12 protein-coding genes are annotated in these 13775 nt (G+C 42.7%); 8 read left to right on the top strand and 4 right to left on the bottom strand.

Annotation, left to right across the window (positions count from 1 at the left end):
- Positions 1-46 precede the first annotated feature (46 nt).
- From GI364_RS21345 to GI364_RS21330, 4 genes are all read left to right on the top strand, one after another.
- Positions 47-421: a hypothetical protein gene (locus tag GI364_RS21345; RefSeq protein ID WP_198851194.1), complete on the top strand. Its 375-nt coding sequence runs from the start codon at positions 47-49 to the stop codon at positions 419-421.
- 297 nt (positions 422-718) lie between these two features.
- Complete coding sequence (locus GI364_RS21340) at positions 719-1504, top strand: ABC transporter ATP-binding protein (RefSeq protein WP_198851193.1); 786 nt, start codon at positions 719-721, stop codon at positions 1502-1504.
- Positions 1501-2055, top strand: a complete 555-nt coding sequence (locus tag GI364_RS21335) for a hypothetical protein (RefSeq protein ID WP_198851192.1) — start codon at positions 1501-1503, stop codon at positions 2053-2055. Before GI364_RS21340 ends, GI364_RS21335 begins: the two co-directional genes overlap by 4 nt.
- Positions 2056-2226: 171 nt before the next feature.
- Positions 2227-4014 (top strand): IS1634 family transposase, encoded by a 1788-nt coding sequence (locus GI364_RS21330; RefSeq protein ID WP_198850960.1) that lies wholly within the window; start codon positions 2227-2229, stop codon positions 4012-4014.
- A gap of 828 nt (positions 4015-4842) precedes the next feature.
- Here the strand turns inward: GI364_RS21330 and GI364_RS21325 are convergent.
- The 4 genes from GI364_RS21325 to GI364_RS21310 form a co-directional block, all read right to left on the bottom strand.
- Positions 4843-4998, bottom strand: coding sequence for a hypothetical protein (locus GI364_RS21325; protein ID WP_198851191.1), 156 nt, complete (start codon positions 4996-4998; stop codon positions 4843-4845).
- A 488-nt stretch (positions 4999-5486) separates the two neighbouring features.
- Positions 5487-6593, bottom strand: coding sequence for a Gfo/Idh/MocA family protein (locus tag GI364_RS21320; RefSeq protein ID WP_198851190.1), 1107 nt, complete (start codon positions 6591-6593; stop codon positions 5487-5489).
- A 78-nt stretch (positions 6594-6671) separates the two neighbouring features.
- A complete protein-coding gene (locus GI364_RS21315) occupies positions 6672-7556 on the bottom strand; it encodes an ROK family protein (protein ID WP_198851189.1) in 885 nt (294 codons plus the stop codon).
- 10 nt (positions 7557-7566) lie between these two features.
- Entirely contained in the window at positions 7567-8400 is an 834-nt protein-coding gene (locus tag GI364_RS21310; RefSeq protein ID WP_198851188.1) for a MurR/RpiR family transcriptional regulator, read from the bottom strand.
- 510 nt (positions 8401-8910) lie between these two features.
- Here GI364_RS21310 and GI364_RS21305 point away from each other — a divergent pair.
- The 4 genes from GI364_RS21305 (at position 8911) to GI364_RS21290 (ending at position 13707) form a co-directional block, all read left to right on the top strand.
- Positions 8911-10581, top strand: coding sequence for an ABC transporter substrate-binding protein (locus GI364_RS21305; RefSeq protein ID WP_198851187.1), 1671 nt, complete (start codon positions 8911-8913; stop codon positions 10579-10581).
- Positions 10582-10811: 230 nt separating this feature from the next.
- Positions 10812-11765: an ABC transporter permease gene (locus GI364_RS21300; protein WP_198851186.1), complete on the top strand. Its 954-nt coding sequence runs from the start codon at positions 10812-10814 to the stop codon at positions 11763-11765.
- Positions 11766-11782: 17 nt separating this feature from the next.
- Positions 11783-12694, top strand: a complete 912-nt coding sequence (locus tag GI364_RS21295) for an ABC transporter permease (RefSeq protein WP_233095907.1) — start codon at positions 11783-11785, stop codon at positions 12692-12694.
- 11 nt (positions 12695-12705) lie between these two features.
- Positions 12706-13707, top strand: coding sequence for an ABC transporter ATP-binding protein (locus GI364_RS21290; protein WP_198851185.1), 1002 nt, complete (start codon positions 12706-12708; stop codon positions 13705-13707).
- The last annotated feature ends 68 nt before the right edge of the window (positions 13708-13775 follow it).

Below are 13775 nucleotides of genomic sequence, written 5' to 3'. Positions count from 1 at the left end.
CAGCGTAAATGACGGCTACCTGATATCTAAGGAGGATAATGTGAACATGAAATTTATCAACAAATTAGGTATAGCAACCGGGGCAGGAATTGGTGTTATTGCCCTAGTAGGGGCCATGACACTTCCGGCTTTTGCAAACACAACTATGAATTCAAGTGGTTCATGGGGTGCAGAGATGAGGTCCTTCATGTCACAGACTTTCTCGCCTCAGCAACAACAACAATTCATGAGCTCTTCTGCCATGCAGGAACTACGAAATTCTCCAGACATGCAGCAAGCTATGAAAGAGCAGGATTTTGGTCGTATGGAATCTCTTATGAATTCAGACCAAGCTCTGAAGAAGGACATTGGTGCAAATAATGTAGCAAAGATGAATCAATTGATGGGTCAACTCAAGGGGATGTATCAATCCGGTAAATAAGAAAGTGGCATAAGCGAATCGGTGCATTCCGGCATTCGCGGCAAGTATGCCGCCATTACGCTGTTTCTTCTTTGTTAAGAACTAAATCCGTCACATGGTTGGTCATGATGGGGGAGAGCATGTCGAAATAAGAAGATCGTAACAGGGTTTTGATGATTTGTTTATATTCTCTTCACAATTATGTTGTACGCTTTCGAATAGAGTCAATGCCTCTAATGGTGGTATCGAATGTAAGCTTACTCCAAAACGACCTGCACGAAAACGAGTTTGGAAACTGTTGGGTCGTCTGGCATGCATATGACTCAGATAAGGAAGTGTTCGACGACGGAGATATTTAACAAACAGTTCTTTAAGGACAACGTGACTACAAAAAAGTTCATAGTCGTTAGTCAACTTACCAAACGTTATGGAACACTTCGAGCAGTCGGTAACGTATCATTCGAACTACAATCTGGTGAGGTGTTAGCCCTTGTTGGAAGAAACGGTGCTGGTAAAACTACTTTGATGCAATTGGTTGCCGATGAAGTGAAGCCCACGAGTGGAGAAATTCAACGAACCACGAAACAGTTGACATATGTACCGGATGAGACAATTCTTTATGAGCACTTGACAGGAAGAGAATTTCTAAGATTTATCAGCGTCATGTCTGGCGTAGATAAACGTCAAATCGATGCTATCGTTGAGAAACAATTGATTCGCGCACATTTGACGGACGCAGCGAACCAATTAACAAAGTCCTATTCATTAGGTATGCGGCGCCAACTTTCTTTAGCAGCTGCATTGATTCAAGATCCCGATGTGCTCATTTTGGACGAAATTACAAACGGACTGGACCCTGTGGCCAACGCAGAGGTGAAGGAGCAAATCCGAGAACTGGCCGTGGAAGGTAAGGCGATTTTTCTCTCAAGCCATTTATTGGATATCGTAGTTGACGTGGCAGATCGAATTCTTGTTATGGATCATGGAGAAATGAGGTATCTTGGCCCATTGCCTGAGCATGTTCGGGATGCCTCCGGCTCCACGAATCGTAGAATTGAAGAGTTCTATCGGTCCTTGCTTGAGAGACGGGAGGAGAAAGGTTGACAACCCGGCACATTGTTGCAGCCGATGTACGACAATATTGGAATAAGTATGTTCGATTTCACCGAGGACGACTGGGAATTTGGGTTTTGGCAGGCTACGCGGCTTTAGTGTTTGGATTTCTGAACGAAAGCCCAGATGCGATTGTTACCTTACCGGCTATCAGTCGTTTTTCATTAATGATACTGCTTACCGTCATCACGGTGTTATCCGAGGGCTGGAGCCGCTCATATCAATACTTTTTTGTACGGCAAGAGACAAGACTGCTGAGCCGTTTTCGTGTGTCAACGGTGTCTATGGTTCTATCCTTTACAGTGATTACAATTGTGGAGACTATGCCCTCTACATTGACGTATACAGTGACATTCAGTTTTTCACATCATTCCGTAATCCTGCTATTTGGTTTGTTGTTTCTTGTTCGTCTCGGGACAACCATAGGTGTGAGTTGGCTGGGGACGTTTGTCGTAACCAATTTGAAACTTGTACCTGGGGTCTTTGTCGTTATCGAACTGTTTTTAAAGCTCATCTTTGACAGTTTAGCTGTGGAAAAGTAGGTTATCAGTATCCCGAAGCCGCGCCGTTGCGCGGTTTTTCTGTTGATAAGTTGTGTTTTGAGCTCAAAAATGTAGGTCAAAATGTGTTTGGACAGTGGATAACTTTTTCCTTGTTATAAAAGTATTTATATTGTATAATTGTAGGTAATATTATGAGCGGTGGTGAGCCCAGTGTTCGCACAAGTTGTATCCACAAAACGCCCCGATGGTCGTACCTACAGGTATATGCATATTGTTGAGTCCTATCGCGAGGGAAAAACCGTTAAAAAGCGTCGGATTGCCAGTCTTGGTAACATCGATAACTACTCTGAGCAAGAGATTGAGCAGTTTATTCGTACCCTTGAATCGCTCCTACAGAACCGTACCTCTGGTTCGATTGAGGACTTTGACCCCAAGTCGACCCTCTCTTTTGGCGTTCCCTACGTGGTTCAATTTTTGTGGGATCAGCTTGGGTTGACCAAGGCGATAGAGACCGGACTCAAAGACCGTCAGGTCACCTTTGACGTAGCTCGCTATGTAAAGGCCATGGTCTGTAACCGTTTGATGAATCCGTCTAGTAAGTTGGATTTGTTTCATACGATTGAGGACATGTATCTTCCGGAGGAGGAAGGTGAATCCTGGCAGTTGCAACATTTCTATCGTGCGCTGGATCACCTGATGGATATGAAGCCCGAACTGGAGACATTTATCTATCAACGACTCACGGACCTCTTGAACTTTCGTTTATCGCTTGTACTCTATGACCTGACCAGTACGCACCTCAGTGGCCACCACTGCCCAATTGGCAAGCATGGATATTCACGAACCCACAGGCCGGACCTGGAACAGGTCGAGCTGGGTCTGCTTGTGACTCCGGATGGGTTGCCAATTACCCATGAAGTCTTTGCGGGAAACACGCCGGACAAAAAGACCGTCAAGGAAGTTCTGGAGCGTTTGAAGAAAGACTTCTCCGTTGAACAATGTGTGTTCGTCGGAGACCGCGGTATGGTCACGAAAAAGAACACGGAGTTGTTGGCGGCGCTTGAGTATCCCTATATTGTGGGCTACCACAAACGTGGCCGCGTGGTTAGCGACACCTTATTGGCACAGTACGGTGACCTCTCTCTCTACACTGAGCTGCGCGGAAATCTCAGCTATCTCGAAGTGCCCGCATCTGCAGTGGAAGACGATGAGAAAGGGCAAGATGCGCGCTATATTCTCTGCTACAATCCGCTGAAGGCGAAGGCGGATGAAGCCTTCCGCACATCGGCATTGGAGGAAGCGGAACAGGCATTGGTGGACTACCAGACGTGGTTGGACAAGCCCCATCGCGGGCGAAAAGCAAGTACACAGTCCATCATGCTCAAAGTCAGTGACATCCTCACCAAAAAAGGTGTACAGGGGTTCCTTGAGGTGGAGTTCAGTGAACAGAAGCTCTCCTACACATGGAATGAGGCGGCCCTCGCCAAAGAAGCCTTACGCGACGGAAAGTTTGTGATTAAGACCAACACGTTGCTCCCTGCCGAACAGGTGGTTACTTCCTACAAAACGTTGATGAACGTAGAGCGGGCTTTTCGAGAGATCAAGAACTTCCTGGATGTAGGGCCGGTGTACCACTGGAATGAAAAACGTGTGCGCGGGCACATCTTCGTCTGCGTACTTGCCTATCTGTTCGAGCAAGAGATCCAAGTGATGTACCGACGTGGGTGGGCGCAGCAAGAGCAAGAAGCAGAGCAGATGACCAACGCAGACGAGCGCGAGCAACGGCTGGAGGAACTGAATGACCGTTGGTACACAGGCGAGCGAATCATGAAAGACCTCTCGCGTTGGCACGTGATGAAAGCCGAGTTTCTCGGGAAAGAATTCCTCAGCGTTCCACCGCCACCACAGAACCTAAGCGAGGTCCTCAAGGCACTGGGTATCCCGCTTCCTGCCAAGGCAATCCAACTACGCAACACGTCTTCAGGCACACTCGTTTAACGAGAATCCCATCCTTACGGCCCCAATCCGTTTGGGGCTATTTGTGCTGTAGGGCAAAATCCCCCCTACAATCCCTTGCGGGGTCTAGGGTGCTGTCAAGGATGAGCTACAAGTGCGGCTATACCACAGTAAGGATAATCGTGTGATAATATTGATCTGTATCTGACTTGATACAACTCATACTTAGATACGTTGCAGCCGAGCAGGCGACAACCCGCAGAATTTTATGCCCATCATGCGTGAGTTTCAACTGGCTCGATTGCTGTACATCGAGAGCGTGGGAGAGAGTGTGTATTTTCAGGTCATTGCCGCAACTTGTGGGTTTATAGGCAAGCTTTTCAGTTGCCGCTCACTTGCTCGATTCACTTCGGATTATAGGATAAAGCCCGGAAATTGGTGAGTGCGTTCAACCGCAGCAAGGTGTCTCGTAATTTGAGGATACCCTGTTCGAAAGAGTAACGCCGCATCTTATGTGGGTCATAAGGGTTCGCGGTACTCAGTGGGACATAGGGTTAACTCCCGTTCACCGAGAAGTGTGCAAAGGCGGAGAGTACGATGCTCATACGTTAGAGCAGACCCTTGAGCGATTCCAATCTGAGTTTGAGGAACTTGTAAAGCCCGTGAAGTACGTGCTAGCGGATGCCATCTATTACGCCACAGACAGCCAGAGAGTAACAAGGAATATGCTGAAAGTGACGTTACTTGCTCCGATAAATCCCAGGGGTCGCAAAGGCAAAGAGAGCGATGCCCGTGGCATTGACAAGATGGACTCCTACGGGGGCGTCCCATTGTACTGCCGGTCACAAAATGGAGACGAAGGGGTGCGGCTCACAAAGTGCAGTAAATACTCACCTGTCCGGTCGCAACCTGCAATCCAAGCAGGAAGGTCTTGTCTGCCCCGGCTCCAAGCACAGTGGTGTTGCGCAGGGCCGAGTACTTGCGGGCGATTTTCGATGACGCTTCAGGTGGGTCCTGAGTTCGCACAGCACAGTCCACATTCGATGCAATGTCTCACGTCCGAACAGGGATTTAGTGGATAATAGGGAGGCTCAAAGACGGGTACGGTCTGCTGCGAGTGCCCAAACGCTCACGCTCAAACCGGAACAGTGAACCGAGGGTGGGCACGAAGTCGCTTCAGAAGAACAATTAGCCACAGAAACGACGGTGGACAAATCTTTTCCACGGGCTCCGTGCACATTTTTGGGGCAATACCCCCGTTCGCCCGCAGCCATTACATCAGGTGAGATAGCAATACATTAATTCAAGTGTTAGGCAATTTGAGCCCACTTGGGAGTGCTCCGAGCCACGTCTAATAGCGATGGCTGCAATTGCTCTGTGCATTCCAAAATTGCAGAAACACATACGGATCCTGGTGTTAGACTCACGTGTTCATCACCCTAACATCTTAGTGTTTACCCGAGGGAACTACTGAATGCAGAATGTGATTTCCAGGATTTTACAAATAATCAAAGTCACTTATTGCCCTTCTGGGAATCACTAAGGTCAATGACTTGATGGGTTAGAAGGGAAGTCATTGCCTTTTCTGCAGTGTGAATAGAAGATCTCGCAGACGTCCCGTCAAAGAGAAAATTATATTCATCATCGATGGGGTGACCAAGTAAAACATCTCGAAAGTATGCTATTTCATGTCTCATTACATTCGATAACCATTGTGGGGGTCTTTCCGAAGGGCTCCCGTAAACTATGCCCCCATGCATCCTGTCGTACTGTTCGATGCGTGCCTGATTTTCCTCAGGTAAGTCATGAAGCGGGTATTGAGTAATTTGCCCGTTTTCATCTCTAACTTTCACGGTTGACTTCTGAAAATTAATGTTGATAGCGCCTCTTGTTCCGTTAATCTTAATATAGTGTTCATCCCAATGAAAAGCTGTTCCGTATTGCATTGTTCCAAAACCGCCATTGCTAAATTCTATTGAGAGTAGAAGAATATCATCCTCATCTCCAAATGCTTTCCCGATATGACCTCGATTTCCCCCCATCAAGTGAACCTGTTTAGCAGGTCCCATTATGTTCTGCAAAAAATCCAATTCATGGATATGATGAAATAAATGTCCGCCGGAAAATTTCTTTCTCTTTTTCCAACTTATATTAGGCTGCTTTGGTTCCCAGCCAGTTCGTTCTGCATGAGCAATAATGGGATCGCCGATGACGCCGGATTTTATAAGTTTTTTAACTTTTCTTAACCCGGAAATGAAGTGTAATATATGACCAGCCATAAAAAGAACAGAGTGCTCTTGGCAGGCAGTAAGCATCTCTTCACAATCTGCCAACGATAGTGCTATGGGTTTTTCGCAAAACACGTGTTTTGAATGCCTTGATGCCTCCAGCACGCCCTCTTTATGAGCAAAGTTTGGACTCGTAATGAGGACCGCATCGATGTCTGGTCTGTTACACAAGTTTTGCAGACTGGTCTCAAAGCAGCAAGGTACTTTTCGTGCCGTTTCTTCTGCATCTCTTCCGCCATACACAGCGACTAACTCCACGTCATCGAGTTCTCCGCATATTTTAGCGAATTCAGCCCCAAAGTATCCAACACCTACGATGCCCACTCGAAGCACAATATCATCTCCTGCAAGCTTATTATTAATAATGTATCTTAACTAGTTTAATTCTCACCCGGATTGCGTCCGTATCTCTCAACACATATCGAATATTAACTTTGCAGCGCCAATTATGCCGGCCTTGTTTCCTAAAGTTGCAAAGTGAATCCTATCGCTTCCATTACCTAGTTTCGGGGATAGAATGTGTTTGAATTTAGAGTGATCTTCTGCAACTCCTCCACCAATAATGATACACTCGGGATCGAAGGCTAGTTGAACTTGACGGAGCAACAATGCTAAATCGTCAAAATAGTTATCGATAATTTTTTCGACGCTAGGGTGTAACTGAATGGACTCCGACCAGATCTCTCTTGGATTTTTTAGTCTAATCTCGATGATTTCCGAAATTCGTCTATGTAACGCACTACCAGACACGTACTGTTCACTACAGCCGCGAGATCCACAGTTGCAGAATAGACCGTCTGGGTATAACGACCAATGGCCAACTTCCGCAAAGGACCAAGTGTGCCCGCGAACGATTTCATTGTTTAGAATAAAGCCTCCGCCGACGCCAGTACCTAAAGCCAGGAAAAACATACTTTCACACTCTTGATGCTCACCCTTCCAAGCCTCGCCATTTGCCGCAGCATTTACGTCATTGTCCACAGCAATGGGTAAGTGATACACCTCAGAGATTTCCTTATTAAAGTTCAAATTGGTCCAATTCGGTAGGTTGTCAGTCGCATATTCAACAATACACGACTTGTAATTAATTCTTCCGGCACTTGCAATCCCGATACCTTGAATGCCAGGGTGACGGACAAATTCACGAATTAGGGAATGAAGGTTTTGTAGTACATAGTCGCGACCTTTATAAGCGTTCGTCGGTATAGATCGTATTTCCGTAAGCTCCCCTTCTGAATTAACCAGCGCTGCTTTGATATTGGTTCCACCAATATCAATACCTAAAACATACTTCATAAATATCACCTTAATAAATTTTATCTACAACAGATTCCGCAGTCTTACGTTGATAATGTAAGCTTTCATCTTTTCTGCGTAATGTAACACCGGTACACAACAAATCTACGACGACAAGTTGGGCAATTTTTGCAGCTAAAGATCCTCCCTCCAGTGGTGCCTCTCGTCCTGCAGTAAGAAGGATAATGTCTCCAGTTCTCGTAATGGGGGATTTCGCGAATTGAGTAACGACAATCGTTTTTGCTCCATTTTCTTTTGCCAATTCCAACACTCGTATTGTATCGACTGTGCTTCCTGAAATGCTGAAACCAATGACAACGTCATCTTCATTCATCACTGAAGAATTCATAAGTTGAAAATGTGTATCTGTAGTTACCTCCGATCGAATACCAATCCGCAAAAACTTACTCTTTGCATCCATTGCAGTAATGCCAGAGGTTCCAACACCGCAGAAGTGGATACGTTTACTTTGCACAATCATATCGAATGCGTCTTCGAGTGAAGCAGGGTCGATAAGTGACAAAGTTCCTTCAATTGCTTTAATGTGGGAACTGCCAATTTTTCCAATTAGATTTGATTCATCTACATTGGAATTAGAAGAGGAACTTTCTTTTGCCAAAGCCAGTTTAAATTCCTGATAACCTTTATAACCTAGTTCACGGCAAAACCGAATCACGGTTGTTTCGCCGACTTTCGCCAATTCCGCCAGCTCAATGACGGACAAGTAAACAATATCATCTGGGTTTTCCAGCACGTAGTTTGCCACAATTTGTTCTTTTTTTGTAAACGCGTGCGCGTATCCGTGGATCTTCACTAGCACAGAGTTCAGTTGAGAGTCCGGCATTGTACTCCTCCTCGACATCATTAGTTATTAAACCTTGAAATGCTACGGCATAATTCTCCTGTTCTTAAAGGGAATTTGTGCATTCCTCGAAAATGTCACGGAGTTTTGCGTCTTCGCCCAATCAATTCCCTCCTTAAACATACATTAACAATTTTATAAAGTAAATATCCTTTATAAAATATAAAATAAGAGGATATATACTTTTTTATTTTAAAATATTTATAGAAGGAATAGGTGTATATAAACAGGATATTCAGAACCTTAAAAAATTGCTGTGTTTTAATGACTCTAGGCACTGATTTATGGTGGAATTAAATTTTAGAGATAAAAAAAGATTCTTTCTCCAAAAAAATAATTGACAAAGGATAATACCTCCTATTATACTCAAAAACAACAACTGTAATGTAGAACATACGTATAAGTAGACGTCTGGAAATCGGTATCCTTTCTTATCGGAATGTTTTGTCTAGTATGACGAATTTGGGGTCTAAAATGCAAAGAGGTGAAAAAATGAAAAAATTAGTAACTGCTTGTGTAGTTTTGGGACTCGGTACCATGGTAACAGCGTGTTCGCCAGCAAATTCATCCCAATCTAATAGCTCACCTAACAACACTTCATCTAGTAGCAGCTCTGTAAATGGGAACAATGCACTAAACATTCTATGGATAGGATCTAGTGGAGCGCCTGGTGGTCCTGTTGGATCTAAGTTCCCTGGACTTTGGTTAAATCGTGGGGGACTTCAAAATGTATTGATGTTTAGAAGTTTGTTTTTGCCTAATGCAGCACTCACCAAAGAAACACCGGACCTAGCAAAGTCTTATAGTGTTTCGTCTAATGGACTCACGTATAAAATAACGATGAAAAATCACCTTAAGTGGCAAGATGGAAAACCGCTGACTGCGAAAGATGTAGTATGGAGTATAAAAACAGTTTTAAAAGCAACTTTGGTAAACCCGATGTATACCAATTCATTTTCTGAAATTAAAGGGGCAAAAAGCTGGATATCAGGGACATCTAATTCTCTAAGTGGAGTTTCTGCCAACGGGAATGTTATAACGATTAATCTCGTCAAGCCAGTTGCCGACTTTATTGACGTTCTGGGTCAATTCCCAATTTATCCTGAGCATCTACTGAAAAATGTTAATCCACTACAGATTGGAACGAGTAGCTTTTGGAAGCACCCTATAGGAGATGGTATGTACAAACTATCTAAATTTGTACCCGGTAACTATGCGATTTTAGTTCCTTCCAATACTTATAATGGACCTAAACCTAAGATTAAAAAAATTATAATACGTGGAGCTTCAAACCCAGTATTAGCCGCACAAAAAGGAAATTTGGACCTTTATAACACAAATAATCCACAAGAAGTTAGTGGATTAAAATCAGTGAAAGGATTTGTAGAGCACCCTATAAATATTTTGTATTATAGGTATCTAATTTTTAATATCAAAGGTGATAAAGGAAATAAAAACGATGATCCTATGGCTAACTATAAAGTTAGACAAGCAATACTCTATGGGATTAATCGAAGAAAATTAGCGAAAAGCATCTATCCCAGTCTTGCACGAATAAACAATACGGGTGTTCCTTCATCGAATGCGGCATACGATTCAAGTGCTCCAACCTATAGCTACAATCCTACAAAAGCAAAACAATTACTAAAGCAAGCACATTTCAACTTCGGACAAACAATTAAACTGCGTTACTATTATAGTGACCAAAACTCGAAAAATTTCATGACGGCCGTAGCTCAATATTTGAGGAATCTAGGAATGAAGGTTAACCTGCAACAATTTCAGGGAAATGCAACTGACGACCTATTTAAGGTGAGAAATTACGATATTGCATTAAAGGGATTGTCTGCATTCAATTTTCAAAATTGGTATAATGAGTATTCTCCAAACCCAAATAACTTTTTCACCAAAATATGGGGGAAGAGCAACCTGGTAAAATTTAATGCTGACATCAAGAAACTGAGTGAAATTCGCAATCCTGCACAAAGGAAATCTACACTTCTAGCTCTTCAGAAACTAGAGGAAAAAACGCTTTATAAAGCACCTTTATTTATGCTTGGTAACTCTTATTTTGTCAATAATAACAAGGTTAAATTGGCAGGGAAATTGGGAAACCCATGGTACAATTACAATATGGATTTTCAAAATTGGACGATTAAATGAGTTGGAAGTTGAAACAGTAGTTTTGTCATCAACTGATTGAACGAAGCATGAGTAAAAGGAGAATCATCACGCAAAAGTGACCCAAACATTAGGGAAGCTTTTGCGTGATGAGTATCGGCGGAATACTTGGTCATTTCCTTTGCAATAATATTTTACAGTAAGATACGGATTTCCGAATGGAATGAGTCTATCAGATGTTTTTTACTTAGAGATTACCGAGGTGATAAGGCATGACAACATTTATTGTCAAGAAGATACTTGCAACTATACCGATGTTGATTATCATCAGTATTATTGTGTTCGTGGCGATTAAACTTATGCCCGGTGATCCTGTAAGTTACCTTGCGCCTCCAGATGTTGCATCCAATTCCGCTAATCTAGAAGCACTTAGAAAGCAGTTGGGGCTAGACAACCCGATATACATTCAGTATCTAACATGGCTACGTCATTTGTTGGAGGGTAAGTTTGGATACAGTATTACAACGGGTAATTCTATTTCACGCATTATTCGCCTGAGATTACCTGCAACATTAGAACTGTCTGGCTGCGCAATACTATTTTCAACGATTTTTGGGATACTGTTAGGTTTAATCGCTGCAATTCGGAAAAACACTATTGTCGACGGTTTGACTAGAATTATAGGTGTTATTGGTATTTCAATTCCAGAATTCTTCTTTGGTATTATTGGAATCCAGATTTTATCCATAAAACTTGGATGGCTTCCAATTGGAGGAAGGATCAATGAACAGAGCCCTACGTTTTTAGGTAGCCTTCCAAATCTTATATTGCCATCTATAACCTTGTCAGTTGGAATGCTGGCGGTACTCTTAAGATACGCACGTAGCGCACTGCTAGATGTATTAAATAAGGAATACATTAAAACAGCCAGAAGTAAGGGTATACCAGAATGGAAAGTTTATTGGTATCACGCTTTTAGGAACTCTCTTCGCCCCATACTCGTGATTTTAATATTTCGCATTCCTTTACTGGTTGGTGGTTCGATTATTATTGAGCAAGTTTTCTCTTGGCCCGGAATCGGATCGGCGCTACTATCTGCAATCACTTCGGATGATTATCCGGTAATTATGGTAACTACGATGATGATTGCTACAGTCATATTACTTGCAAGCGCTTTAATAGATGTGTTTAGCGCAATGCTCGACCCGAGAATCCGATTACAGTAGAGAGGGGATTGTGTTCTGTGAAAGATTCCGAGATTATGTCACCGCAGGAGACAAACCTCGTTAAGATGCGTACTAGTAACAAACAAAGATCAAGTTTATTCAGAATACGTGTAAAGAAGGCTTGGAGAAACAAACTTGCGGTTATTGGCTTTATAATTTGCGTTTTGATTACGTTGCTTTCAATACTCGCACCATTTATTACAAGCTATGATCCATATCAAATGAATCTCGCTCAAATTTCACACCCACCCAGTTCGTTACACATTTTTGGTACGGATACACTCGGGCGAGACGAATTCGCTCGGATTTTATACGGAGGACGTGTATCGATCTACGTCGGAGTTTTGAGTGCCTTGTCCGAAACTGTAATAGGGGTCATCTTAGGTGCTCTTGCAGGGTACTTGAGTGGATGGTTAGATGGATTTTTAGTAAAGTTCTCTGAATTAACAATGACATTTCCGAGCTTAATTTTGATTCTTATTCTAGAGCTAGTACTTGGGCAAGGAATAAATAATCTGATTTTTGTATTTGCAATCACAGGGTGGACAACAACGTTCCGTTTAGTTCGTAATGAATTTTTGTCACTTCGCGAAGAAACATACGTATCTGTTTGTAGGTCACTCGGAATACGAAAGACCTCTATTATATTCAAACATATGCTCCCCAACGCTTTGAGTCCAGTGATTGTATCTCTGACGACCAACATTGGAATTTATATACTTACATCGGCCGGGTTGAGCTTTTTAGGTTTAGGTGTACCTGTGGGCACACCTTCATGGGGGAACATGATAAGTGCCGCTAAGTCATTAGATGTTGTAAGAAATTATTGGTGGCTATGGATTATTCCAGGCATTACGATTTCTTTATTTGTCTTGTCTATAAATTTTGTAGGGGATGGATTGAGAGATATTCTTGATCCGAAACAGTGAGGTGGGTCAACATGTCTCAACAGCACACTTTAAAAGTTGATAATTTATCTGTCTTATTTAGAGATGAACACAACGACGAAGTCAAAGTCTTGAAAAATGTGTCGTTTGAGGTACCAAAAGGAAAATTGCTTGCCATTGTTGGTGAATCTGGATGTGGCAAGAGCGTAACTGTAAACTCTGTTGTGCAATTACTACCTAATAATGCGGAAATAACTAGTGGGACAGTTGATTTTAATAGTGAAGGAGAGAAAGTTGACCTTCTACGTTTTGATAAATACGGTAAGGATATGCGCAAAATTAGAGGGAAGAAAATCGGCATGATCTTTCAGGACCCAATAATGTCATTAAATCCTTCACATCGCATAGGAAGGCAGGTCTCCGAAAAACTCCTTGAGCACCAAAAAATATCGAGAAGAGAGGCAAAATTACGGGCTGTGGAAATGTTAAAAAAGTTAGGTATCTCAGATCCCGAACGGCGAATAAATGAATATCCTCACCAATTTAGTGGTGGCATGAGGCAACGCGTAATGATTGCTATTGCAATGATCTCTAATCCAGAGTTATTGATTGCAGACGAACCTACAACTGCACTGGATGTTACAATTCAAGCTCAGATTATGGATTTGATCAAAGAAATTCAAAAGCAATATTCAATGTCAGTAGTTTTAATTACACATAACATGGGTCTAGTAGCTGAAACTGCAGACTATGTAGCTGTAATGTACATGGGAAGAATTATGGAATATGGAACTGTCGAGGACATAATCAACAATCCTCGTCACCCATACACTGCAGCTTTGTTAAAATCAGTTCCCACAATGGGATTAGATAAGAGTAAACAACTAGCCTCCATTCAGGGGAATACTCCCAATCCAAAAGATTACAATAGTGGTTGTGAATTCGTCAATCGCTGTAATCTTGCCATGGATAAGTGCTCGTTTGGAACTATCCCGGAAGTTAGTATTTCAGAAAGTCACAGGGTTCGCTGTGTACTATTTGAAGATAGAAAGTAGGTTTTAGCCAAGTGAGCATTAAGAGTATAACAAATGTAGACAATAGTTTGTTTCGAGTTAACCGCATT

Origin of the sequence: Alicyclobacillus sp. SO9 (assembly GCF_016406125.1) — a bacterium.
In the GTDB taxonomy this organism is placed as follows: Bacteria; Bacillota; Bacilli; order Alicyclobacillales; family Alicyclobacillaceae; genus SO9.
Note: the sequence above shows the minus strand (reverse complement) of the source record. Positions and strands in the feature narration are given on the sequence as shown.

Bases quoted from the DNA above. Each gene is read 5' to 3' on its own strand.
- GI364_RS21340 (WP_198851193.1), top strand. From the start codon at position 719: ATGACTCAGATAAGGAAGTGTTCGACGACGGAGATATTTAACAAACAG.
- GI364_RS21305 (WP_198851187.1), top strand. From the start codon at position 8,911: ATGAAAAAATTAGTAACTGCTTGTGTAGTTTTGGGACTCGGTACCATG.
- GI364_RS21315 (WP_198851189.1), bottom strand. From the start codon at position 7,556: ATGAAGTATGTTTTAGGTATTGATATTGGTGGAACCAATATCAAAGCA.
- GI364_RS21290 (WP_198851185.1), top strand. From the start codon at position 12,706: ATGTCTCAACAGCACACTTTAAAAGTTGATAATTTATCTGTCTTATTT.
- GI364_RS21310 (WP_198851188.1), bottom strand. From the start codon at position 8,400: ATGCCGGACTCTCAACTGAACTCTGTGCTAGTGAAGATCCACGGATAC.
- GI364_RS21300 (WP_198851186.1), top strand. From the start codon at position 10,812: ATGACAACATTTATTGTCAAGAAGATACTTGCAACTATACCGATGTTG.
- GI364_RS21345 (WP_198851194.1), top strand. From the start codon at position 47: ATGAAATTTATCAACAAATTAGGTATAGCAACCGGGGCAGGAATTGGT.